Source organism: Enterobacter sp. ECC-019, from assembly GCF_043974075.1.
Taxonomy (GTDB): domain Bacteria; phylum Pseudomonadota; class Gammaproteobacteria; order Enterobacterales; family Enterobacteriaceae; genus Enterobacter; species Enterobacter asburiae_D.
The window spans coordinates 213,499-236,125 of record NZ_CP143759.1; the positions used below are offsets into that span (position 1 = coordinate 213,499).

Here is a 22,627-nt window from a genome sequence, read left to right on the forward strand (position 1 = left end):
GATTTCCGCCACTTATAAAAATCCTGACAAATCAGTCGCATACCACCTAAGGAGTAGGCGAAGACGTATTTGATTTGCATCAATAAGCGCCCCTGCTGAATCGTTAAGGTAGGCAATAATAGAAAAGAAATCGAGGCAATAATGAGCAAAGTCAGACTCGCTATCATCGGTAACGGCATGGTCGGCCACCGCTTTATTGAGGATCTTCTCGATAAGGCCGATGCTGAGCAGTTCGATATTACCGTGTTCTGTGAAGAACCCCGCAAGGCGTACGACCGTGTGCACCTGTCTTCCTACTTCTCCCATCATACCGCCGAAGAGCTCTCTCTGGTGCGTGAAGGTTTCTACGAGAAGCATGGCGTAAAAGTGCTGGTGGGCGAACGCGCTATCACCATCAACCGTCAGGAAAAAGTGATCCACTCCAGCGCCGGGCGTACGGTTTTTTACGACAAGCTGATCATGGCGACGGGCTCCTATCCGTGGATCCCGCCGATCAAAGGCTCGGAAACTCAGGATTGCTTCGTCTACCGTACCATTGAAGACCTCAACGCCATTGAGTCCTGCGCGCGCCGAAGCAAACGCGGTGCGGTTGTCGGCGGCGGTCTGCTGGGCCTGGAAGCGGCTGGCGCACTGAAAAACCTCGGCGTTGAAACCCACGTCATCGAATTTGCCCCAATGCTGATGGCCGAACAGCTGGACCACATGGGTGGTGACCAGCTGCGTCGTAAAATCGAAAGCATGGGCGTGAAGGTTCACACCAGCAAGAACACCAAAGAGATCGTTCAGGAAGGGACTGAAGCACGCAAAACCATGCGCTTTGCCGATGGCAGCGAATTGGAAGTAGACTTCATCGTCTTCTCCACCGGTATTCGTCCGCGCGACAAGCTGGCGACCCAGTGCGGTCTGGCCGTGGCGCAGCGCGGCGGGATCATGATCAACGACACCTGCCAGACCTCCGATCCGGATATCTACGCCATCGGTGAATGCGCCAGCTGGAACAACCGCGTATACGGTCTGGTAGCGCCAGGCTACAAAATGGCGCAGGTCGCCGTGGACCATATCCTCGGCAGCGAAAACGCGTTTACCGGTGCAGACATGAGCGCCAAGCTGAAGCTGCTGGGTGTGGACGTGGGCGGTATTGGCGATGCGCATGGCCGCACCCCGAATTCCCGCAGCTATGTCTATCTCGACGAAAGCAAAGAAGTGTATAAGCGCCTGATCGTCAGCCAGGACAATAAAACTCTGCTCGGTGCGGTGCTGGTGGGCGACACCAGTGACTTCGGCAACCTGCTCCAGCTGGTGCTGAACGCCATCGAACTGCCGGAAAACCCGGACGCGCTGATCCTCCCGGCTCATGCCTCCAGCGGCAAGCCGTCTATCGGCGTGGATAAACTGCCGGACAGCGCGCAGATTTGCTCCTGCTTCGACGTCACTAAAGGCATGCTGATCTCCGCCATCAATAAAGGCTGCCACACCGTTGCGGCCCTGAAAGCCGAAACCAAAGCCGGTACCGGCTGCGGCGGCTGTATTCCATTGGTCACGCAGGTGCTGAACGCCGAGCTGGCGAAACAAGGCATCGAAGTGAACAACAACCTGTGCGAGCACTTCGCGTATTCTCGCCAGGAGCTGTACCATCTGATCCGCGTGGAAGGCATTAAGTCCTTTGACGAACTGCTGGCGAAGCACGGCCAGGGCTACGGCTGCGAAGTGTGTAAACCGACCGTCGGCTCCCTGCTGGCCTCCTGCTGGAACGAGTACGTGCTCAAGCCCGAGCATACGCCGCTGCAGGACACCAACGACAACTTCCTGGCCAACATCCAGAAAGACGGCACCTACTCCGTTATTCCACGTTCCGCCGGTGGCGAAATTACGCCGGAAGGGCTGGTTGCCGTGGGCCGTATTGCGCGTGAATTTAACCTCTACACCAAAATCACCGGCTCCCAGCGTATCGGCCTGTTTGGCGCGCAGAAGGACGACCTGCCGGAAATCTGGCGTCAGCTGATTGAAGCCGGCTTCGAAACCGGCCACGCGTACGCCAAAGCGCTGCGCATGGCAAAAACCTGCGTGGGCAGCACCTGGTGCCGCTACGGCGTGGGCGACAGCGTGGGCTTCGGCGTGGAGCTGGAGAACCGCTACAAAGGCATCCGCACCCCGCACAAAATGAAGTTTGGCGTCTCCGGCTGTACCCGCGAATGCGCAGAAGCGCAGGGTAAAGACGTAGGTATCATCGCCACCGAGAAAGGCTGGAACCTGTACGTCTGCGGCAACGGCGGGATGAAGCCACGCCATGCGGACCTGCTGGCGGCGGATCTCGATCGCGACACGCTGATTCAGTATCTCGACCGCTTCATGATGTTCTACATCCGTACCGCCGATAAGCTGACCCGTACCGCTTCCTGGCTCGATAACCTGGAGGGCGGCATCGACTACCTGAAATCGGTCATCATCGACGACAAGCTGGGTCTGAACGAACATCTGGAAGCCGAGATGGCGCGTCTTCGCGAGGCGGTGATCTGCGAGTGGACGGAAACCGTCAACACCCCGGCGGCGCAGACGCGCTTCAAACACTTTATCAACAGCACCCAGCGCGACCCGAACGTACAGGTTGTGCCGGAGCGTGAACAGCATCGTCCGGCGACACCGTATGAACGTATTCCGGTGACGCTGGTGGAGGAAAACGCATGAGCCAGTGGATAAACATTTGCGATATTAACGACATCATCCCTGCCACCGGCGTCTGCGCGCTGCTGGGCAAAGAACAGGTCGCGATTTTCCGCCCTCGCCACGATGAGCAGGTTTTTGCCATCAGCAATATCGACCCGTTCTTCGAGGCCAGCGTTCTCTCCCGGGGCTTGATTGCCGAACATCAGGGGGAGCTGTGGGTTGCCAGTCCGTTGAAAAAGCAGCGCTTCCGCTTAAGCGACGGTTACTGCATGGAAGATGAGAGTCATTCAGTGAAGCACTATGACGTTCGCGTGAAGGACGGCAAGGTGCAGCTGAAAGGCTAATCCCCCGCCTTTTCAATACGAAAAGCTTATGACCCCTTATGGGTAACGGCAGGAAAAACCGTATGTTTTGTACGATTCCTGCTGTTATCCTGACGTCAATTCTTACCCCCTCCATGAATACTGCGAGGTAACGTCGTGGATCACCTGCCGATTTTTTGTCAATTACGCAACCGCGACTGCCTGCTCGTGGGCGGCGGCGACGTGGCTGAACGCAAAGCGCGCCTGCTGTTAGAGGCTGGCGCCCGACTGACCGTCAACGCCCTCGCCTTTGCCCCACAGTTTGAGGTCTGGGCCCAGGAAGGGATGCTCACGCTGGAACTGGGAGAGTTTAATGTCTCCCTGCTGGATACCTGCTGGCTGACCATTGCCGCGACGGATGATGATGAAGTGAACCAGCGCGTTAGCGACGCCTGCGAAGCACGCCGAATTTTCTGCAACGTGGTGGATGCGCCGAAAGAGGCCAGCTTTATCATGCCGTCGATTATCGACCGCTCGCCGCTGATGATTGCGGTGTCGTCCGGCGGACGCTCGCCGGTTCTCGCCCGCCTGCTGCGGGAAAAGCTGGAGGCCCTGTTGCCCCAACATCTTGGTCAGATAGCCCATTACGCCGGGCAGCTTCGTACCCGCGTGAAGCAAACCTTCACGACCGTGGGCGAGCGCCGTCGCTTCTGGGAAAAATTCTTTGTGAACGACAGGCTGGCGCAGTCGCTGGCGAATCAGGACACCAAAGCCGTTGAAGAGACCACCGAACAGCTCCTGAGCGAGCCGCTGGACCATCGCGGCGAAGTGGTGCTGGTCGGGGCCGGGCCGGGAGATTCGGGCCTGCTGACGCTGAAAGGACTGCAGCAGATCCAGCAGGCCGATATCGTGGTTTATGACCGCCTGGTCTCCGATGACATCATGAACCTGGTGCGCCGCGACGCCGACCGCATATTCGTCGGCAAACGGGCGGGCTACCACTGTGTGCCGCAGGAGGAGATTAACCAGATCCTGCTGCGCGAGGCGCAAAAAGGTAAGCGCGTGGTGCGCCTTAAGGGCGGCGATCCGTTTATCTTTGGGCGCGGCGGCGAGGAGCTGGAAACCCTGTGTGACGCAGGTATTCCGTTCTCTGTCGTGCCGGGCATTACGGCGGCATCCGGGTGTTCAGCTTACTCTGGCATTCCGCTGACCCACCGCGACTACGCCCAGAGCGTGCGTCTGGTGACGGGGCATCTGAAAACCGGCAGCGAGCTGGACTGGCACAACCTGGCCGCCGAAAAGCAGACGCTGGTGTTCTACATGGGGTTGAACCAGGCCGCGACCATCCAGGCGAAGCTGCTGGAGCACGGCATGGAGGCAGATATGCCGGTCGCGCTGGTGGAAAACGGTACGTCCATCAAGCAGCGCGTGGTGGATGGCGTGCTGACGCAGCTCGGCGAGCTGGCGCAGCAGGTTGAAAGCCCGGCGCTGATTGTAGTGGGTCGTGTGGTTGAACTGCGCGACAAGCTGAACTGGTTCTCGAATCACTAACGCATATCCGCCCTTCTTCGAGTAGTCCTTAAGCGGACTACTCCCCTGTTACCGCTGTCGATAACATACCGATCTGAAATGGAACTTTTCCATTTATTCCCTCGTGTTACATCCAATTTAAGTTTCAAGACAAGGAATTCGTATGTTCAAACTGGCAAAAGCCGCCGTTCTGGTTGGCCTGTTATCGACTCTGACCGCCTGCACCGGTCACGTGCAAAACACCAAAAATAACTGCAGCTACGATTACCTGCTGCACCCGGCGATCTCCATTTCGAAGATCATCGGCGGTTGCGGCCCGGCGGCACAGCAGTAAGCGATTTTCAGGCGTAAAAAAACCGGGGATTTCCCGGTTTTTTAGTTTTGGAGAGAGTGTTTTTTAGTCGGGTGGCGGCTTCGCCTTACCCGACCTACACGATCCCGTAGGCCGGGTAAGCGTCAGCGCCACCCGGCAAAGCAGGTTTAAGGTTTACCCACAAACCCAATCGCTTCGTACACCGCGTTCAGCGTCTCGGACGCGCGCGCGCTGGCTTTTTCCGCGCCGTCTTTCATTACCTTCTGCAGGAAGGCTTCGTCGTTGCGATAGCGGTTGTAGCGCTCCTGCAGCTCGGTCAGCATGCCGGAAACGGCATCTGCCACTTCACCTTTCAGGTGGCCGTACATTTTGCCTTCGAAGTGCTGCTCCAGCTCAGGAATGCTCTGTCCGGTCACGCCGGAGAGAATATCCAGCAGGTTGGAGACGCCCGCTTTGTTCTGCACGTCGTAGCGCACAACAGGCGGCTCGTCGGAATCGGTCACAGCACGCTTGAGCTTTTTGACAACGGATTTCGGGTCTTCCAGCAGGCCGATAACGTTGTTGCGGTTATCATCTGACTTGGACATCTTCTTGGTCGGCTCCAGCAGCGACATCACGCGCGCACCGGATTTCGGAATGAACGGCTCTGGCACTTTAAACACATCGCCGTAAATTGCGTTGAAGCGCTGGGCGATATCACGGCTCAGCTCCAGGTGCTGCTTCTGGTCTTCACCCACCGGCACCTGATTGGTTTGATACAGCAGGATGTCCGCCGCCATCAGCACCGGATAGTCGAACAGGCCGGCGTTGATGTTTTCAGAGTAGCGCGCGGATTTATCCTTGAACTGGGTCATGCGGCTCAGCTCGCCGAAATAGGTGTAGCAGTTCAGCGCCCAGCCCAGCTGCGCGTGCTCTGGCACGTGAGACTGAACAAAAATGGTGCTCTTCTCAGGATCGATGCCGCAGGCCAGGTACAGCGCCAGCGTATCCAGGGTGGCTTTACGCAGCTTCTCAGGATCCTGACGCGCGGTAATCGCGTGGAGATCGACGATGCAGTAAATGCAATGGTAATCATCCTGCATGCTGACCCACTGACGTAACGCACCCATGTAGTTACCAATGGTCAATTCACCTGACGGCTGTGCGCCACTAAAAACGATGGGCTTAGTCATTATTCAATTCCTGATGTTCACTGTGCGAAAGCCCGAGTACGGGCAACAAATCTTTGAAGTGGTCGAACACTACATCCGGCTCACTCAGCGTGATGGCCTCACCGTAGTTGTAGCCATAGGTTAATCCCACGGAAGGACAGCCTGCCGCTCTGGCAGCCAGAATATCATTCCGGGAATCACCGACAAAGAGCAGCTCCGCAGGCGTTAAGGATAATTTTCCTGCCACCAGCAGAAGCGGTTCCGGATGCGGCTTTTTGTTCTGCACATCATCGCCGCCCACAATCACGGAGAAGTACTTCGCGATATCCAGCGCCTCCAGCAGAGGTGCGACAAATGGCGTCGGCTTGTTCGTCACCAGCCCCAGCGGGATGCCCTTCGCGTGCAGCGCGCTCAGCGTTTCCTGAACGTCCGGGAACAGGAAACTGCCCTCCTCGACGGTCTCTTCATAGAAACGATCGAACAGTTTGCGCAGAATACGCAGCTGCTCATCCTTAGGGATGTCAGCGTGGTCAACGCTCGGTTTACCCTGCGCGGAACGCTGCGACGCACGCTCCTGACGAGCCCACGTCAACGCACGCTCCATAAGAACATCGGCACCGTTACCGATCCACGTCACCACACGATCTTCACCCGCAACGGGCAGTTCAAGAGCGTACAACGCCTGGTCTACGGCGCTCGTTAAGCCCGGCGCGCTGTCGACCAGCGTGCCGTCGAGGTCGAATGCCACACCCCGAATTGCCTGCAATTTATCCATGACTTACCTTCGCCAGCTCACGGCGCATTTCATCAATGACTTTTTTGTAATCCGGTTGGTCGAAAATTGCCGAACCTGCAACGAACATATCCGCGCCCGCTGCCGCAATTTCACCAATGTTATTCACTTTCACACCGCCGTCCACTTCCAGACGAATATCGTAGCCTGACTCATCAATACGACGGCGCACTTCACGCAGCTTATCCAGCGTGTGGGGGATAAACGACTGACCGCCAAAGCCCGGGTTAACGGACATCAGCAGGATCACGTCCAGCTTGTCCATGACATAGTCGAGATAGCTCAGCGGCGTGGCCGGGTTAAACACCAGCCCCGCTTTACAGCCGTTCTCTTTGATCAGCTGCAGCGTGCGGTCCACGTGTTCAGAAGCTTCCGGATGGAAAGTGATGATGCTGGCACCCGCTGCGGCGAAGTCAGGCACGATGCGATCAACAGGCTTCACCATCAGGTGAACGTCGATCGGCGCGGTAATGCCATAGTTACGCAATGCCTTAAGCACCATTGGACCAATGGTCAGATTCGGGACGTAGTGGTTGTCCATAACGTCGAAATGGACAACATCTGCGCCAGCCGCGAGAGCTTTGGCGGTGTCTTCACCCAGGCGGGCAAAATCGGCCGACAGAATTGAGGGAGCAATCAAAAACTGTTTCATCCGCTTCTCCTTGAAATGTGTTTACCGGCGGGCAAAACGGCTCAGGGGCGATAAAGAGCCAGAAGTTCGTCCACCTTTTTACGTGTGCCGCCGTTGCTGCTAATGCTACGCCGCACTTTGACCTGAAAATGCTTCGCGGCTTTGTACCATTCGCGCGTATCAGGGGTATCGTGATTCGAAATTAACACCGGAATTCTTTTGCTGACCAGCTTTTCCGCCATCTCCGCCAGACGAGCCTGTTCGGCCGGGCTGAAGCTGTTGGTGTGATAAGCGGTGAAATTCGCCGTTGCAGACAGTGGTGCGTAAGGGGGGTCACAGTAAACCACCGAGTTTACGCCTGCCAGTTCCATACACTCTTCATAGGAGAGGCAATGAAACTCTGCGTTCTGCGCTTTTTCGGCAAAGTGATACAGCTCGTCCTGCGGGAAATACGGGCGTTTATAGCGACCAAACGGCACGTTAAATTCCCCACGCAGGTTATACCGGCACAGGCCGTTGTAACCATGTCGGTTGAGATAGAGGAACAGCAGCGCTCTGCGGAACGGATCCTGACTCTGATTAAACTCAGTGCGGAACTGGTAGTAAACGTCCGGGCTATTATTCTCCGGCGTAAACAGTTTGCGCGCCTCTGCGACATACTCTTCGGTACGCAGCTTAACGATGTTATAGAGGCTAATAAGGTCGTTGTTGATATCCGCCAGGATATAACGAGAAAAATCGGTGTTGAGGAACACCGATCCCGCACCCACGAAAGGCTCGATAAGACACTCGCCTTTAGGCAGGTGCTTTTTAATATCATCGAGCAGGGGGTACTTCCCCCCTGCCCATTTCAGAAAAGCGCGATTTTTTTTCATGCTGACTAACTGATTACACCTTCTCCGGCTGTGGAGAAAGCTCCGACAGCATCCTGCGCTTTAAACATTACTTCAGATCGGCCTGAACCTGATGAATCGGCTTAGCCCACGGGTTTTTCGCCTGAACATCAGCTGGCAGTGCCGCCACGGCACGTTTCGCTTCATCTTTGGAGGTATAAACACCGCTGACCAGCACATACCACGGTTGACCGTTACGGGTCGTCTGATAAACAACGTAGTTTTTCAGATTTGATTTCTTCGCCCAGCTGTTGAGGTTGTCATAGTTAGACGAACTGCTCAGCTGCAGCGTGTAGTTGCTGGATGGCGCAGACTTCAGCGAACCAACGTTACCTGCCGTTTTGCCTGCGGCGCTGCTGGAGGCTGTTGCCGTGGCTGCTGGAGCCGTGGCTGCAGGCGCAGCTGTGGCAGCCGGTGCCGTTGTGGTCGCCGTTGCTTTCGGCGCAGTCTGCGTGACAGGCGCTTTAGCAGGCTCGCTCACCGCAGCCGTTTCGGTGTGTTTCGGCTGTGCCGGTGCGACTTTCACTTCAGGTGCTTTGACGACTGCCTGAGGTTTGGTTTCACGCTTAGGCTCAATCACCGCCTGCTTACGTTCAGGACGTGTCGCAGTTTGCGTCTGGCGCGGTTTGGTTTCCGTCGCAGCCGTTTGTGGCTGAGCATTACCACCGCGGATCGGGGCAACGGTTGCCGGCTCAGTTGGCAGCGTGGAGTTAACCACGACGTTATCAACCTGCTGCTGGTTCTGCGGCTGCGTCAACGCATTGTTCAGGTCACCCTGAACTTCTACGCGCTGCTGGCCTTCAGGCGTAGCAGGTGCCTGACCCTGAGCAGGGGTTGAAGAAACGGGTGGCAGAGAAACATCCTGAGGCGCTGTGGTGTTACCTGCGGTCTGCTCTGCGGAAGTCGCACCCGGTGCAGGCTGTGCGCCATTCGCCTGATTGGTCGCATCGTTACCGGACAGGTTGATGCTCTTCTCAGCGGAAGTAGTTTGCTCGGTTGAGTTCGATGACGGTGCTTTAAGCGCCGAGCCAATGCCGACAATCAGCAGCACAAGCACCAGAACGCCAAGTCCCATCATAATGTACTGGCGGGAAGCCGGTTTAGGCGCAGCGGCTTTTTTACGTTTACGCGGGCGACGCTCTACAGGCTGTTCGTCCATTGAATCTTCTTCGGACTCATAATCCTCTTCTGCTCGCTCTTCATGCGCGTTGCGGCTGCGCGAAGGGCGACGATCGTCTGCATCCAGATCAACATCGTCAAAGTTGATCTGCGGCTCGTTATCACGTTCTGAAGATTGACGAGAACGACCAGTACGACGATCGCTGGGATCGGGTTTCAGCTCGTCTTCTGGTTTGAATTCATCCATTTAACACCCCACTCAAAGGCTTATGCTAACGACTTTGCATTTCACCTGAAGCTAAACGACCACCGGCGACAGTGGCCTGACCTTTCTAGTTGTTACGCCTGCTGACAATCAGCGATAGCGCCAAGAACGACATCGTGCGGCACTCCGCCGCGCACTTCACTCTTCCCTATTGCAAGCGGGAGTACAAGACGCATCTCGCCTGCCAATACTTTTTTATCGCGCATCATGTGGGGTAAATACGCTTGCGCCGACATCTCCTGCGGCCCGGTTACCGGCAAACCTGCACGTTCAAGCAGCGCAATGATGCGTGCCGTCTCTTCAGGTTTAAACTGCCCCAGACGTTCAGAGGTGCGGGCTGCCATGACCATACCGGCCGCGACGGCTTCACCGTGCAGCCAGTTACCGTAACCCATTTCGGCTTCAATCGCGTGACCAAACGTATGCCCAAGATTCAGTAAAGCACGTAAGCCCGTTTCACGCTCGTCTGCTGCGACAACTTCTGCTTTCAGCTCACAACAACGACGAATGCAGTATGCCAGTTTAGCCTCATCCAGGCGCAGCAGCGCATCCATATTCTCTTCAAGCCAGCTAAAGAACTCGCCATCCAGAATAATGCCGTATTTGATCACTTCCGCCAGACCAGAAGCCAGTTCGCGCTTCGGCAGGGTTTTCAGACAGTCGAGATCCACCACCACCGATGCGGGCTGGTAGAACGCGCCGATCATGTTTTTGCCGAGCGGATGGTTGACTGCCGTTTTGCCACCCACAGAGGAGTCGACCTGGGACAACAACGTGGTCGGGATTTGAATAAAACGGACGCCACGTTGATAGCTTGCGGCCGCAAAGCCGGTCAGATCGCCCACAACACCGCCGCCCAGGGCAAGCAGTGTTGTATCGCGACCGTGCGGTTTTTGCAGCAATGCAGTAAAGACGGTATCCAGTACCGTCAGGCTTTTATACTGCTCGCCATCGGGGAGAATCACACTGTCGACTTTTACGCCCGCCTGCTCAAGCAGGTGGCGTACGCGGTCGAGATAAAGCGGAGCCAGCGTCTCATTGGTGACCAGCATCGCCTGATCACCCGCTTTCAGTGGTAAAAAGGAAGCTGGGTCGTTAAACAAACCAGCCGCGATGGTGATAGGGTAACTACGTTCCCCGAGAGTAACTGTAATCCTCTCCATGACGCGACATCCACCTTTAATGCTTTTACCCGCAGGCGAGTGTATATAAAGCCAGAATCAGTTGCTTTCCAGCATATGAATAATCTGGTTTGCAACCACTTTAGCGCTCTGGTCGTCAGTACGAATGGTCACATCGGCAATCTCTTCATACAGCGGATTGCGTTCATCGGCCAACGCTTCCAGAACTTCGCGTGGTGGCGTTTCAACCTGCAGCAGCGGGCGCTTTTTATCGCGCTGCGTACGTGCCAGCTGTTTCTCGATGGTCGTCTCAAGATAGACCACTACGCCACGGGCGGAGAGACGGTTGCGGGTTTCGCGAGATTTCACAGAGCCGCCGCCTGTTGCCAGAACGATGCCCTGCTTTTCCGTGAGTTCGTTGATCACTTTTTCTTCTCGGTCACGGAAACCTTCTTCGCCTTCTACGTCGAAAACCCAGCCCACATCAGCTCCGGTTCGTTTCTCAATCTCTTGATCAGAATCGTAAAATTCCATATTGAGTTGTTGAGCTAACTGACGCCCAATAGTGCTTTTGCCGGCACCCATAGGCCCAACCAGAAAGATATTGCGTTTCTCTGCCATTTTATCGGTACTACTAAGACTATTCGTTAATGGTAATCCCCGCTTCGCAGACACTCAGCGTAGCAGGACATGAACTGAAACCTCATATGCAATAGAGCGAGAGTCAGACTAAAAATTATCTCAATACTCCGGCTTGTTTGGCAACTGATTAAATCACCGCGTCGGGCGCATAAGGTAATAAGACGTAAGTCCAACTCAAATCGGTACTCCTTGTATGCTAATTCATGCCCCACGTCAAACATCTGCAACAAACTGAATGCAAAATCATTGCGGGGATCGTTACCCGTCAGCGAATACCGACCAGACGTGGTGTAATAAACACCACTAACTCGCGCCGTTCATTATCCTTCCCATCATGGCGAAAAAGCTGACCAAGCCAGGGGATTTTCCCCAGCCCCGGCACGCTGTCACTGCCGGTTTTGTTCTTCTGAGAAAAAATTCCGCCTAACGCCAGCGTTTCTCCACTTTTTACCTCCACCTGGGTTTCTATCTCCTGTTTGTCGATCGCCAGCGTTTCGCCGTCCGCCTGCTGCAGCACCTGTCCCGGCATATTTTCGCTGATGTGCAATTTCAGGCGCACGCGCCCTCCCGGTAACACCACCGGCGTGACCTCCATCCCTAATACCGCCTCCTTAAACTCAACGGAGGTTGCGCCGCTTTCACCGCTTGAAACCTGATACGGGATCTCACTCCCCTGCTTGATGCTGGCCGGCTGCATATGCGAGGCCAGCAGCCGCGGGCTGGCGATGATATCGACCTGCTGTTTTTGCTCCAGCGCAGAAAGCTCCAGATCCAGCAGCCGACCATTGATCCGTCCGATGTTAAAACCCACGTGGCTGGTGGCGCTGGCGACGGAAAGATCGCTGCCAAGCGTGGTGAGCTGACCAACCTTACCCGCATCGGTGGCGTCGGCGAGATTCCACTTCACTCCCAGCTCACGCAGGCTTTTTTCATTAATGGTCACAATATGCGCCGCCAGCTCGACCTGCTCGACGGGAATATCCATCTGGGCGGCCCAGCGCTGCAGCGTCTCCACCACCGTCTGGTTATCCCGTATCAGCAGGCGATTGGTGCGCTTGTCGACAGATAAACTCCCCTTTGGACTCAAGAATTTTTCCGCGGCTTTTTGCAGCTCTCCGGCATCGGCATAGGAAAAAGGGATACTGTGAGACACTAACGGTGCATCAAGCTGTCGACGCGCCCGCTCCTGTTCTGAACGTTCCTGCTGTTCACGCTGCCAGGCCGCGGTATGCACATAAAAAATGCCTCTCTCCTCTCGCAAAACGAGGCCAGCGCTGGTGACAACCGTCTGTAACGCTTGTCGCCAGGGGACGCGCGTCAGGTTAAGCGAAAGCGAGCCGCCGACATCGGGCGATATCACCAGATTACGGTTTTCCTGTGCAGCCAGGCTCTGCAGCACCTGGACTACAGGCACGTCATCCACCATCAGCGTGACCGGTTTTGGCGCGGCGGCCCACAGCGGATGGCTGAACGCCAGCAGCCACAGCATTATCCGTAAATTCATTCTTATCCATTCCTTCTCGTTGCCACATCCATTTTTCTGGTTCACATGTGTCACCCACATCAACAACCAGTTCCGTTTCATTGATGGCTGTTATCGTCCAGCCAGCCGGGAAGCGCTCATGCGTTTTCAGCCGGTACCAGCGCTTTTGCCCATCCTGTAAAATGCCGATAGCCTGCTGTCCTCCCACCATACCGCGATAGTGCCACTGCGCCAGTTCGCCAATGGCGCAGGGATCGTCCGGCGGGCGAAACGGATCGCGCATGCCGGTCAATAGCAGAGCTGAGCAAACCAGCAAATATCGCGCGCTATTTCGCATGTTCCAGCTCCAGCCGCAGACGCAATGCTGTACCTTGTGGCGAAATCGCGAAAGCGGTGATCTGCACATCCCGCTGCGCCAGCCGGGAAAAAAGCCCCGGAAGCGCCTGCCACTCAACCTCCAGCATCAGTTCCCCTCCGTTCTGCAGCGGCTTCCAGTGAACCAGCGTCGTGTTATCGCCCTGAAAATCGAGCGGGGAAAAAGAAATCAGCTCCCGTGATTCCGGTGTTTCCGGACGAAATGGCACCTTTCTGACGGCAGGCCATAACGCTGCGTTAGCTCCCGTGTCCTGAATCAACTGGCGTTGTCGTTCAGCACACTGCCTGTCTACCGGTCTGAGCAGGGTGCCCCACGCGGCCACTCCTGCCAGGAGACTCCCCAGACACCAGAAGAGCACCCGATACCAGGGACGGCTTTCGCACCAGCGTTCTAACAGGGTATTCACGCGTTAACCCTCGCTTTTAAGATGAAGGGTGAACATCCAGCGCCCCTGGCTGTCCTGCCGAAGCTCACCCGCCGCCCCGGGCGTGAAACCCGCTATTTGGCCAAGCGCGTCGCGCAGAGCAGACAGGGCCGGCAGGGTTAGGGCATACCCGCTCAGCATCAGCGCGGGAGGCTGATAGCGCAGCTCTGTCAGCCAGGCCTGTGCCGGAATGGCGCGGGAAAGGGATTCCAGCACCGGTTGCCATGCGCGTCGCTGAAATGTCTGCGCTGGCAGCTGCGCCTGTGAGGCGAGTTTCTGCCGGGAGAGAAGCGCATGCTGTACGATCTGTATTCCCGTCAGATCCGTTTGCAGCGCGCGCAGCCTCATAAGAGGGTTCATCCGCAGACCGAATATGACCACGAACATCAACAGCACGGTGCCGACACACATTGCACCCCAGAAACGCAGGCATCGCGCGCGCCGCTGCTGCCGCCAGGGCAGAAAGTTCATGATGCTCATCCGGGCACCTCGCTCATGGCCATCGCCAGCGCAACGGTATAATCAGCGCCGCAGTCCGGTAGCGGGGCATGGCAGCGTTCCAGGATTTCCCACGGGTCACGTCGGCTATCAAACAGCGCGATGTCATCCGGACCAAGCGCCAGCAGCGCCGACAACTCAGCCACGCTTTCGGCTTCTGTGGTAAAGCGGCGTCCCCACTGATGGCGCATCGCCCACAGCCACTGCCGATCGTCCCGCCAGGCGATGCACTTCACTGGTGTCACCGCAGGAAGAAGATTCGCCAGCGCGCTGGCATCCGGAGTAATGGTCACCAGTTGCAAACGCAGCGTTTTCGCCAGCGCCAGGAGGGTGTCGACCTCGTTGTTTTGTGCCGCAGTCACGTGAAAGGTATTGCTGAAGGTATCCTGCGCGTAATCGAAACAGAGCGTATCGGCAGACATCTCCAGTTCGCGTGCGAGCGCCGCGCCAAGCCACGAGAGCTGTTCGCTGTCGCGCAGTGCTACTGACGGGCAGGGAAGCGACCGCTGCAGGGTACGTGCTGCCGGGAAAGAGAGGAACACCCGGTGGTAGTGCGGCAGCGTTTTCCGCCAGTCGCGTAACGCATCAACCAGCTGTTCTGGCTGATAAATTTTGCCGTCACGAATGATGCCTTCGGCCAGAGGGATCGCCCACCAGCGGCGCAAGCACCAGCCCGACTTCTCCCGAGCCAACGCGACGATCAGAACCCTATCCTGTTGAATATGAACGCCCGTTTGCCATGTTTTGAAAGCCATGCTTCACGATCTCCTTATCGCACGTCGCCTTGACGGCTATATCAATGAATCAGGCTTGCCTTTATACTACCGCGCGATTGTTTAGAAACTGCCCAAGTGAAACCAAATGGGAAATCTCCGGTGAAGTTCGTAAAGTATTTATTCATCCTTGCAGTCTGTTGCATTCTGCTGGGAGCAGGCTCGATTTACGGTTTGTACAAATATATTGAGCCACAGCTACCTGATGTCGCCACGCTTCGCGATGTGCGACTCCAGATCCCGATGCAAGTCTATAGCGCCGATGGCGAGCTGATGGCGCAATATGGCGAGAAGCGTCGTATTCCGCTGACCTTAAACCAAATCCCCCCCGTGATGGTGAAAGCCTTTATCGCCACGGAGGACAGCCGTTTTTACGAGCACCACGGTGTCGATCCGGTGGGGATTTTCCGTGCCGCGAGCATTGCGCTGTTCTCAGGTCACGCCTCTCAGGGGGCGAGTACCATTACGCAGCAGCTGGCGCGTAACTTCTTCCTCAGCCCTGAAAAGACGCTGATACGTAAGATCAAAGAGGTGTTCCTTGCGATCCGTATTGAGCAGCTGCTGAGCAAAGACGAAATCCTTGAGCTGTACCTCAACAAAATCTACCTGGGCTACCGCGCCTATGGCGTGGGGGCTGCCGCACAGGTGTACTTCGGTAAGCCTGTTGAGCAACTCACCTTAAGCGAAATGGCAACCATTGCCGGTCTGCCGAAAGCGCCGTCCACGTTTAACCCGCTCTACTCGCTCGATCGCGCCACCGCGCGTCGTAACGTCGTCCTGTCACGTATGCTGAGCGAAGGCTACATCAGCCAGAGCGAGTACGACCAGGCGCGTAACGATGTCATTGACGCTAACTACCACGCCCCTGAGATCGCCTTCGCGTCCCCTTACCTGACCGAGATGGTTCGTCAGGAGATGGTGAATCGTTATGGTGACAAGGCCTATGAAGATGGCTATCGCGTGTACACCACCGTCACCCGCAAGGTCCAGCAGGCGGCTCAGGAAGCGGTGCGGAACAACGTGATGGACTACGATATGCGTCACGGCTATCGCGGCCCGTCAAACGTGCTCTGGAAAGTGGGCGAAAGCGCGTGGGACAGCAAAAAAATCACCAGTACGCTGAAGGCGCTGCCAACCTATGGTCCGCTCCTTCCTGCCGTGGTGACGCAGGCCGATCCTCAGGAAGCCGTTGCGACGCTCGCGGACGGTACCTCCGTCTCCCTGCGTATGGACGGTATCCGCTGGGCGCGTCCGTACCGCTCGGATACGCTGCAGGGCGCAACGCCGCGTAAAGTGACCGATGCGGTACAAACCGGGCAGCAAATCTGGGTGCGCAAGGTAGGCGAATCCTGGTGGCTGGCACAGGTGCCGGACGTCAACTCGGCCCTGGTCTCCATCAACCCACAGAACGGTGCCGTTCTGGCCCTCGTCGGCGGGTTTGATTTCAACCAGAGCAAATTTAACCGCGCCACCCAGGCGCTGCGTCAGGTCGGTTCCAACATCAAACCGTTCCTCTACACGGCGGCGATGGATAAGGGCTTGACCCTCGCCAGCATCCTTAACGACGTGCCAATTTCCCGCTGGGATGCTGGTGCTGGTTCCGACTGGCAGCCGAAGAACTCCCCCGCGGAGTATGCCGGTCCTATTCGTCTCCGTCAGGGTCTGGGACAGTCTAAAAACGTGGTGATGGTGCGCGCAATGCGCGCGATGGGCGTCGACTATGCCGCAGAGTATCTGCAGCGCTTCGGTTTCCCGGCACAGAACATCGTTCGCACCGAGTCGCTGGCGTTAGGCTCCGCCTCCTTTACGCCGCTTCAGGTTGCACGCGGGTACTCGGTGATGGCCAACGGCGGCTTCCTGATTGACCCGTACTTCATCAGCAAGATCGAAAACGACCAGGGCGGCGTGCTGTTCGAAGCGAAGCCGAAGATTGCCTGTCCTGACTGCGATATTCCGGTCATCTATGGCAATACACCGAAATCCGACGTGCTTGAAAACAAGGACATGGAGGATGTTGCCGTGTCTCAGGAGCAGCAGAACGGCGTCGTGCCGCAGCCGCAGCTTGGGCAGGCTAACCGGTCGCTGGTGGCACAGACCGGTGCGCCGGAGTATGCCCCGCATGTGATCAATACGCCGCTGTCGTTCCTGATCAAAAGCGCGCTGAACACCAACATCTTCGGAGAGCCGGGCTGGCAGGGGACTGGCTGGCGTGCTGGGCGTGATTTGCAGCGCCATGATATCGGCGGTAAAACGGGGACCACCAACAGCTCGAAAGATGCGTGGTTCTCCGGGTACGGGCCGGGCGTGGTAACATCGGTCTGGATCGGTTTCGACGATCACCGCCGTGACTTAGGTCGTACAACGGCATCCGGCGCGATTAAGGATCAGATTTCCGGCTACGAAGGCGGTGCGAAGAGCGCCCAGCCGGCCTGGGACGCCTACATGAAGTCCGTTCTTGAAGGCGTGCCGGAGCAGCCGTTGACGCCACCGCCAGGTGTGGTGACGGTCAATATCGACCGCAGCACAGGCCAGCTCGCCAACGGCGGTAATAGCCGTGCAGAGTATTTCATCGAGGGCACGCAGCCAACCACGCAGGCGGTGCATGAGGTGGGTACAGAGATTATTGATAACGGCGAAACGCACGAGTTGTTCTGACGAAAAGGCGCTTCGGCGCCTTTTTTTGAATTAAATAAATATGTAGAAACACTAACTTGTTATGCAGTTCATTGTGGCAATATCATTGATGTTTTCATCATGGATGATATCAAATGAGTGACATAACGCCAGATAACGTGCCATTTAAGAACCAATACCACTTCCTCCGGTCTGAACAAAATCTTACATTTAAACAATATCGTTCGATATGCAAGGCCGTAACTCGCGTCCATTATTTTCCCGCTCAATCACGCTGGCCAAGGATATTAACATTCAGTTCCATCGTTGCTTTGTTTGCGCTGGCCGTTTTTCAGTGTGACAACCTGTTCCACGTTTTAAATACAAACTTTATTATCGCCGCCTGGAAAACAGATTGTGATGATTCTGATATTTTCTATTTTCGCAATGATGGAGCATTAGCCGTCACAATCTGGCTGCTGACTGCTGGATCGTTGTTTGCCAAATTGTGTATTTTCCGTTGCGTACGCAGAGTGCAGCGTCAGGCCTATCACAAGGATGTTGTTAATCAACATCACAATATCATTATAGATGAACAAGGATTGACGATTACCACGTCAAAACAGGTATCATCCTTTGTCCCCTGGCATGCTACTGCTGATTTTTTAATCATAGAGGGTGTTTACGTGCTTTGCATCGCTAATAGCCACGCCTGGATTTGTTTACCCAGCGCTACGGAAGAGACCGCCGAAGAGTTAGATACAGCGATTGAATTTATCAAAAAACAACGCGCGTTGAATAAATAAAATTGATGAGCATCCAAAGATGACAGGAATAAGATTACAACCTGATATAAATCAGGATGAGTGGTCCCGTTATTGCGATATTTGGGACACATCAGAAAACATCATCCTGGATTTATCACTATTTGTTTCAAAAGCGCAAATTGAACATCTCTGCAGGCTAGCGCTATCAACGCCGAAAAGATGTCTGTCACTAAGTACTCTGTCCGAAATGGCCGAGCGCGATTGCATTAGCGAAAGCTTACAACTCTGTATTTTAGATACTGGCGATCGAGGATGTATTGAAGCCATCGCCCTGCGTGAAAATTTAAGCAATGCAGTTTTAGTCAGATGTTTACAGGAGCCACTCACCCATAAGCTCCAACTCAAACTACCTTTCCTGGAGCTTATGCATTTTCCGAAAGAATGGCTTGAGTTTGGCCTATACCCCGATGAATTATTCATTGGTCAGATAGATCACTACCTTTCAGGAGATGAAGACGGTTCAGAACATTACCGAAATGGCGCATTTCATTGGTGGTTAAAAAGGAATCCGACCAGACAACAATTATCAAATTTGATACAGCTAACGTTCCTTGATAGAGATTCATTAATGGCTGGTGATGTACGTAATTATATCTTCCATTCAAATAGATCTTTTACAAAATATTAAAAAATATAATATCAATGAATTAATCTACAACTAAGATGGCAATGAAAAATCATGGGAGTAATACTATGGGAATTAAAAACCCAGATCATAAGTACGATCTCAAAATATCAATGATTTTATCTTATCTTTTGAGTATTAATAGTTATATTTTTGCCCGACATTTAATTCAAGTTTTCACCAACTATTGGTTTTTCGGGCGATCTCTTGGAGATTTTTGGATCTATTTTTTCAATGGTTTATGTTACTTCGCCACCTTTCTCTGCGGATGCCTGATGGCCGCCTTAATAGAAAAAAGGGCATGGTTAACGGTTGTACATGGATCGCTGGCAACGGCTATAGCTCTGATGCTGTATGGCTCCATGTCTACTCTACCGCTGAAGGAATATATTTACAGTCTTGCACTGGGCTCTGCGGTTGGTGCAATTCTCGGAGGAGTTGGAAGCATCATAACCTTAGCGCTCAAATCTGTAGTCAAAAAATACAGATGAATAATCATGCAGGGTGCGTAGATATACTCTACAACCTTCCCTGCCCCTTCAACCACTCCCTCACCAGGAATAGCGCGCTCACGTTGCGAGCCTCATTAAAGTCAGGGTCTTCCAGCAGATCCATCAGGTGCGCTAGCGGCCATCGAACCTGCGGCAGTGGCTCCGGCTCATCCCCTTCGAGCGATTCAGGATAGAGATCTTCGGCCACCACGATATTCATTTTGCTGGAAAAATAGGACGGCGCCATGCTCAGCTTTTTCAGGAATGAAAGCTCATTCGCCCCGAAGCCGACCTCTTCCTTCAGCTCGCGGTTTGCCGCTTCAAAGACGGTTTCACCCGGGTCGATAAGCCCTTTCGAGAAACCAAGCTCGTAGGATTCCGTTCCCACAGCGTATTCGCGGATCAAAATCAGATGATCGTCGATAATGGGAATAATCATCACCGCTTCGCGCGAAGAAGGGCGCATACGTTCATAAACGCGACGCACACCGTTGCTGAACTCCAGGTCCACACTTTCGACATTAAACAGGCGCGATTTGGCGACAGTTTCAACATTCAGAATGGTGGGTTTTTGTAGTGGTTTGCTCATCGTGATGGGTCTTAGCAGTGAGAACTGGCGTTATTGTGCGATATGCCGCACGGTTTCGGCAACGTCAATTGTTCTTTATTTACATTTATGCAACGTAGCAGGGATCAATCCTCAATTCAAAACAAATGTCAAGAGGTTGAAATGTTTCCAGGAATTTGCTGATATCGCGCCATAACAGGCTTTGCTATCATCACCGGTCACTGGGATGCGCTTCAGAATGCTCAAGTTCGACTCCATACTTGCCGATAGCCAACCACAGACTCTCATTCAATGTAAAGGTGCTACTGACTACACCTGTAAGATAAGTAAGATGGGGAAAGCATGAGCACCATTTTGATTGTTCTCGCTGCTATGCTGGCCAGCGCATTGGTTGCAGGGTGGTTGTACAGGCGCCGCGTACAGCGCCGTTATCGTCTGCCCTTTTTAAACGCATTTGCGGGTGCGAGCACACGTAAACTCACGCAAGACGAGCGCGATGCGGTTGAAAACTATCTCGAAATTCTGAACCGTACTCAGCTAACGCCTGGGCCAACGGGAGCCACCGCTGCGCCCGTCGCGCTCAAGCTTAATGCGCAAAGTGATACCGTGCTTTGCGTGACGCGCTCCATCACGCGCTATGGCATCACCACTGATGACCCCAACAAATGGCGCTATTACCTTGATTCTGTCGAAGTGCATCTGCCCCCGTCCTGGGAGCAGTACATTAATGACGAGAACAGCGTTGAGCTGATTCACACCGATTCGTTGCCCCTGGTTATTTCGCTTAACGGCCATACGCTGAATGAGTACCTTCAGGAAGCTCCGCGTTTTGCGCTGGAGCGCGCGAGTTCAACGCAGGCATCCATTCGTGGCGAAGAGACTGAGCAGATCGAACTGCTGAACATTCGCCAGGAGACGCATGAAGAGTACGCCCTGAGCCGCCCGGACGGCATCCGCGAAGCCATTCTGATCGTCGCGGCCTTCCTGCTCTTTTTTTTCTGCCTGCTCACACCGGATGTGTTTGTTCCCTGGCTGGCGGGAGGCGCGGTGCTGCTGCTGGCTGCCGGGCTTTGGGGACTCTTTGCCCCACCGGCCAAAACCTCGTTACGAGAGATCCACTGCCTGCGCGGTACGCCAAAGCGCTGGGGCCTGTTCGGTGAAAACGATCAGGAACATCTCAACAATATTTCACTCGGTATTATCGACCTTATCTACCCGCGCCACTGGCAACCGTGGATTACGCAAGACTTAGGACAGAAAACCGATATTGATATCTATCTTGACCGCCACGTTGTGCGTCAGGGGCGCTTCCTGTCTCTGCATGATGAAGTGAAAAATTTCCCGCTTCAGCACTGGCTGCGCAGTGCGGTCATTGCCGGCGGCGCCGCGCTGGTCTTAGCCATGCTGCTGCTTTTCGTGCCGCTGGATATGCCCATCAAATTCACCCTGTCGTGGATCAAAGGCGCGCAAACCATTGAAGCGACCAGCGTCAATAAACTGGATGAAGCCGGTGCGCGCGTGGGGGACACGCTGCGCCTGAAAGGTACCGGGATGTGTAATATTCACACCCCAGGGGCGTGGAATACCCGCCAGAACTCGCCTTTCATGCCGTTTGACTGCTCGCAAATTATCTGGAACGACGCTCCGCCGCTGCCGCTGCCGGAATCCGAAGTAATTAATAAGGCCACGGCGCTTACCCAGACGGTGAACCGCCAGTTGCATCCGAAACCGGACGATGATTCACGCGTCAGCCCTGCGCTGCGCTCGGCCATTCAGAAATCAGGCATGGTTCTGCTGGATGATTTTGGTGACATCGTCCTGAAAACTCAGGATTTATGCTCCTCTCAGGATGAGTGCATACGTCTTAAAAACGCCCTGGTAAACCTGGGTAACAGTAAAGACTGGGACTCGCTGGTGAAACGCGCCGAAGCGGGACGACTGGATGGCGTTAACGTGCTGCTGCGTCCGGTGAGCGCTGAATCGCTGGATAACCTCGTAGCTACCTCGACCTCGCCGTTCATGATGCGCGAGACCACCCGTGCGGCTCAGGCGCTGAACAGCCCGGCACCCGGCGGATTTGTGATTGTCAGCGATGAAGGCAGCGACCTGGTCGATCAGCCTTATCCGCAGGTTGCGCTTTATGACTACCCGGCACAGGAGCAGTGGAGCCAATTCCAGCGCCTGGCGCAGATGCTGATGCAAACGCCGTTCAGCGCCGAAGGGATTGTCACAAGCATCTACACCGATGCCAACGGCACTCGCCATATCGGCCTGCACCGGATGCCGGATAGCGCAGGTTTATGGCGCTATATTGGCACCTCTCTGCTGATGACCGCGATGCTTGCCGCCATTTTCTGGAACGGCTTTATGGCCCTGCGCCGCTACCAGCGCTCGCGCACCCGGCTTGCCGACATCCAGCAGTATTATGAAAACTGCCTCAATCCTAAGCTGATCCCCTCGTCTGAGAGCCTGATCTGATAACGTCGTTGCGCGACAAGATGTGCTACCCTGTCGCGCACGTTTCT

Annotated in this window: 22 protein-coding genes; 9 read left to right on the top strand and 13 right to left on the bottom strand. The window is 55.0% G+C overall.

From position 1 onward, the window contains the following. Window positions 1-141 precede the first annotated feature (141 nt). From nirB to V1566_RS01170, 4 genes are all read left to right on the top strand, one after another. A complete protein-coding gene (nirB, locus tag V1566_RS01155; protein WP_233396107.1) occupies window positions 142-2,685 on the top strand; it encodes a nitrite reductase large subunit NirB in 2,544 nt (847 codons plus the stop codon). Continuing rightward, window positions 2,682-3,008: a nitrite reductase small subunit NirD gene (gene nirD / locus V1566_RS01160; protein WP_029740471.1), complete on the top strand. Its 327-nt coding sequence runs from the start codon at window positions 2,682-2,684 to the stop codon at window positions 3,006-3,008. The genes nirB and nirD overlap by 4 nt, the downstream gene beginning before the upstream one ends. A 135-nt stretch (window positions 3,009-3,143) precedes the next feature. Next, window positions 3,144-4,517, top strand: coding sequence for a siroheme synthase CysG (gene cysG / locus V1566_RS01165; protein ID WP_395304832.1), 1,374 nt, complete (start codon window positions 3,144-3,146; stop codon window positions 4,515-4,517). A 142-nt stretch (window positions 4,518-4,659) separates the two neighbouring features. After that, window positions 4,660-4,830, top strand: coding sequence for a YhfL family protein (locus V1566_RS01170; RefSeq protein WP_008503029.1), 171 nt, complete (start codon window positions 4,660-4,662; stop codon window positions 4,828-4,830). Between the two features lie 146 nt (window positions 4,831-4,976). On the opposite strand, the gene trpS is transcribed toward V1566_RS01170, so the two are convergent. From trpS to pilM, 12 genes are all read right to left on the bottom strand, one after another. Continuing rightward, on the bottom strand, window positions 4,977-5,981 hold the full coding sequence (gene trpS / locus V1566_RS01175; RefSeq protein WP_395304833.1) for a tryptophan--tRNA ligase: 1,005 nt from the start codon (window positions 5,979-5,981) through the stop codon (window positions 4,977-4,979). Beyond that, window positions 5,974-6,735, bottom strand: coding sequence for a phosphoglycolate phosphatase (gene gph, locus V1566_RS01180; RefSeq protein WP_395304834.1), 762 nt, complete (start codon window positions 6,733-6,735; stop codon window positions 5,974-5,976). Before gph ends, trpS begins: the two co-directional genes overlap by 8 nt. Next, the gene (gene rpe / locus V1566_RS01185) at window positions 6,728-7,405 is read right to left on the bottom strand and encodes a ribulose-phosphate 3-epimerase (RefSeq protein ID WP_024907923.1); all 678 of its coding nucleotides are present in this window, start codon (window positions 7,403-7,405) and stop codon (window positions 6,728-6,730) included. Before rpe ends, gph begins: the two co-directional genes overlap by 8 nt. A 41-nt stretch (window positions 7,406-7,446) precedes the next feature. Next, window positions 7,447-8,259, bottom strand: coding sequence for an adenine-specific DNA-methyltransferase (dam, locus tag V1566_RS01190; protein ID WP_395304835.1), 813 nt, complete (start codon window positions 8,257-8,259; stop codon window positions 7,447-7,449). Window positions 8,260-8,326: 67 nt separating this feature from the next. Then, window positions 8,327-9,643 carry a cell division protein DamX gene (gene damX, locus V1566_RS01195; RefSeq protein ID WP_395304836.1) on the bottom strand — a complete coding sequence of 439 codons (1,317 nt, stop codon included), beginning with the start codon at window positions 9,641-9,643 and terminating at the stop codon, window positions 8,327-8,329. A gap of 92 nt (window positions 9,644-9,735) precedes the next feature. After that, window positions 9,736-10,824, bottom strand: a complete 1,089-nt coding sequence (aroB, locus tag V1566_RS01200; protein WP_395304837.1) for a 3-dehydroquinate synthase — start codon at window positions 10,822-10,824, stop codon at window positions 9,736-9,738. Window positions 10,825-10,881: 57 nt separating this feature from the next. Further along, entirely contained in the window at window positions 10,882-11,403 is a 522-nt protein-coding gene (gene aroK / locus V1566_RS01205) for a shikimate kinase AroK (RefSeq protein ID WP_003861630.1), read from the bottom strand. 286 nt (window positions 11,404-11,689) lie between these two features. Continuing rightward, window positions 11,690-12,928, bottom strand: a complete 1,239-nt coding sequence (hofQ, locus tag V1566_RS01210) for a DNA uptake porin HofQ (protein ID WP_395304838.1) — start codon at window positions 12,926-12,928, stop codon at window positions 11,690-11,692. Beyond that, on the bottom strand, window positions 12,840-13,244 hold the full coding sequence (locus tag V1566_RS01215; protein ID WP_395304839.1) for a HofP DNA utilization family protein: 405 nt from the start codon (window positions 13,242-13,244) through the stop codon (window positions 12,840-12,842). The genes hofQ and V1566_RS01215 overlap by 89 nt, the downstream gene beginning before the upstream one ends. Then, the gene (locus V1566_RS01220) at window positions 13,234-13,689 is read right to left on the bottom strand and encodes a HofO (protein WP_395304840.1); all 456 of its coding nucleotides are present in this window, start codon (window positions 13,687-13,689) and stop codon (window positions 13,234-13,236) included. The genes V1566_RS01215 and V1566_RS01220 overlap by 11 nt, the downstream gene beginning before the upstream one ends. 3 nt (window positions 13,690-13,692) lie before the next feature. Beyond that, a complete protein-coding gene (locus V1566_RS01225; protein ID WP_395304841.1) occupies window positions 13,693-14,187 on the bottom strand; it encodes a PilN domain-containing protein in 495 nt (164 codons plus the stop codon). Next, entirely contained in the window at window positions 14,184-14,960 is a 777-nt protein-coding gene (gene pilM, locus V1566_RS01230) for a pilus assembly protein PilM (protein WP_395304842.1), read from the bottom strand. The genes V1566_RS01225 and pilM overlap by 4 nt, the downstream gene beginning before the upstream one ends. A gap of 120 nt (window positions 14,961-15,080) precedes the next feature. Between pilM and mrcA the strand changes: the two genes are divergently transcribed. From mrcA to V1566_RS01250, 4 genes are all read left to right on the top strand, one after another. After that, complete coding sequence (gene mrcA / locus V1566_RS01235; RefSeq protein WP_395304843.1) at window positions 15,081-17,633, top strand: peptidoglycan glycosyltransferase/peptidoglycan DD-transpeptidase MrcA; 2,553 nt, start codon at window positions 15,081-15,083, stop codon at window positions 17,631-17,633. Window positions 17,634-17,746: 113 nt separating this feature from the next. Continuing rightward, entirely contained in the window at window positions 17,747-18,397 is a 651-nt protein-coding gene (locus V1566_RS01240; RefSeq protein WP_395304844.1) for a hypothetical protein, read from the top strand. 19 nt (window positions 18,398-18,416) lie between these two features. Beyond that, complete coding sequence (locus V1566_RS01245; RefSeq protein WP_395304845.1) at window positions 18,417-19,046, top strand: hypothetical protein; 630 nt, start codon at window positions 18,417-18,419, stop codon at window positions 19,044-19,046. A gap of 65 nt (window positions 19,047-19,111) precedes the next feature. Next, on the top strand, window positions 19,112-19,534 hold the full coding sequence (locus V1566_RS01250; protein ID WP_395304846.1) for a hypothetical protein: 423 nt from the start codon (window positions 19,112-19,114) through the stop codon (window positions 19,532-19,534). 28 nt (window positions 19,535-19,562) lie between these two features. On the opposite strand, the gene nudE is transcribed toward V1566_RS01250, so the two are convergent. Beyond that, complete coding sequence (gene nudE, locus V1566_RS01255; protein ID WP_023333707.1) at window positions 19,563-20,123, bottom strand: ADP compounds hydrolase NudE; 561 nt, start codon at window positions 20,121-20,123, stop codon at window positions 19,563-19,565. A 321-nt stretch (window positions 20,124-20,444) separates the two neighbouring features. On the opposite strand from nudE, the gene V1566_RS01260 reads away from it, so the two are divergent. Further along, a complete protein-coding gene (locus V1566_RS01260; protein WP_395304847.1) occupies window positions 20,445-22,580 on the top strand; it encodes an intracellular growth attenuator family protein in 2,136 nt (711 codons plus the stop codon). Window positions 22,581-22,627: the final 47 nt, after the last annotated feature.

What these genes read in the sequence shown, in the direction of transcription:
- damX (WP_395304836.1), bottom strand. Translation starts at nt 9,643, where the DNA reads ATGGATGAATTCAAACCAGAAGACGAGCTGAAACCCGATCCCAGCGAT.
- V1566_RS01225 (WP_395304841.1), bottom strand. Translation starts at nt 14,187, where the DNA reads ATGAGCATCATGAACTTTCTGCCCTGGCGGCAGCAGCGGCGCGCGCGA.
- aroB (WP_395304837.1), bottom strand. Translation starts at nt 10,824, where the DNA reads ATGGAGAGGATTACAGTTACTCTCGGGGAACGTAGTTACCCTATCACC.
- pilM (WP_395304842.1), bottom strand. Translation starts at nt 14,960, where the DNA reads ATGGCTTTCAAAACATGGCAAACGGGCGTTCATATTCAACAGGATAGG.
- V1566_RS01170 (WP_008503029.1), top strand. Translation starts at nt 4,660, where the DNA reads ATGTTCAAACTGGCAAAAGCCGCCGTTCTGGTTGGCCTGTTATCGACT.
- V1566_RS01260 (WP_395304847.1), top strand. Translation starts at nt 20,445, where the DNA reads ATGAGCACCATTTTGATTGTTCTCGCTGCTATGCTGGCCAGCGCATTG.
- V1566_RS01250 (WP_395304846.1), top strand. Translation starts at nt 19,112, where the DNA reads ATGGGAATTAAAAACCCAGATCATAAGTACGATCTCAAAATATCAATG.
- V1566_RS01240 (WP_395304844.1), top strand. Translation starts at nt 17,747, where the DNA reads ATGAGTGACATAACGCCAGATAACGTGCCATTTAAGAACCAATACCAC.
- nirD (WP_029740471.1), top strand. Translation starts at nt 2,682, where the DNA reads ATGAGCCAGTGGATAAACATTTGCGATATTAACGACATCATCCCTGCC.
- nirB (WP_233396107.1), top strand. Translation starts at nt 142, where the DNA reads ATGAGCAAAGTCAGACTCGCTATCATCGGTAACGGCATGGTCGGCCAC.
- V1566_RS01215 (WP_395304839.1), bottom strand. Translation starts at nt 13,244, where the DNA reads ATGCGAAATAGCGCGCGATATTTGCTGGTTTGCTCAGCTCTGCTATTG.
- hofQ (WP_395304838.1), bottom strand. Translation starts at nt 12,928, where the DNA reads ATGAATTTACGGATAATGCTGTGGCTGCTGGCGTTCAGCCATCCGCTG.
- gph (WP_395304834.1), bottom strand. Translation starts at nt 6,735, where the DNA reads ATGGATAAATTGCAGGCAATTCGGGGTGTGGCATTCGACCTCGACGGC.
- dam (WP_395304835.1), bottom strand. Translation starts at nt 8,259, where the DNA reads ATGAAAAAAAATCGCGCTTTTCTGAAATGGGCAGGGGGGAAGTACCCC.
- trpS (WP_395304833.1), bottom strand. Translation starts at nt 5,981, where the DNA reads ATGACTAAGCCCATCGTTTTTAGTGGCGCACAGCCGTCAGGTGAATTG.
- rpe (WP_024907923.1), bottom strand. Translation starts at nt 7,405, where the DNA reads ATGAAACAGTTTTTGATTGCTCCCTCAATTCTGTCGGCCGATTTTGCC.
- nudE (WP_023333707.1), bottom strand. Translation starts at nt 20,123, where the DNA reads ATGAGCAAACCACTACAAAAACCCACCATTCTGAATGTTGAAACTGTC.
- aroK (WP_003861630.1), bottom strand. Translation starts at nt 11,403, where the DNA reads ATGGCAGAGAAACGCAATATCTTTCTGGTTGGGCCTATGGGTGCCGGC.
- V1566_RS01245 (WP_395304845.1), top strand. Translation starts at nt 18,417, where the DNA reads ATGACAGGAATAAGATTACAACCTGATATAAATCAGGATGAGTGGTCC.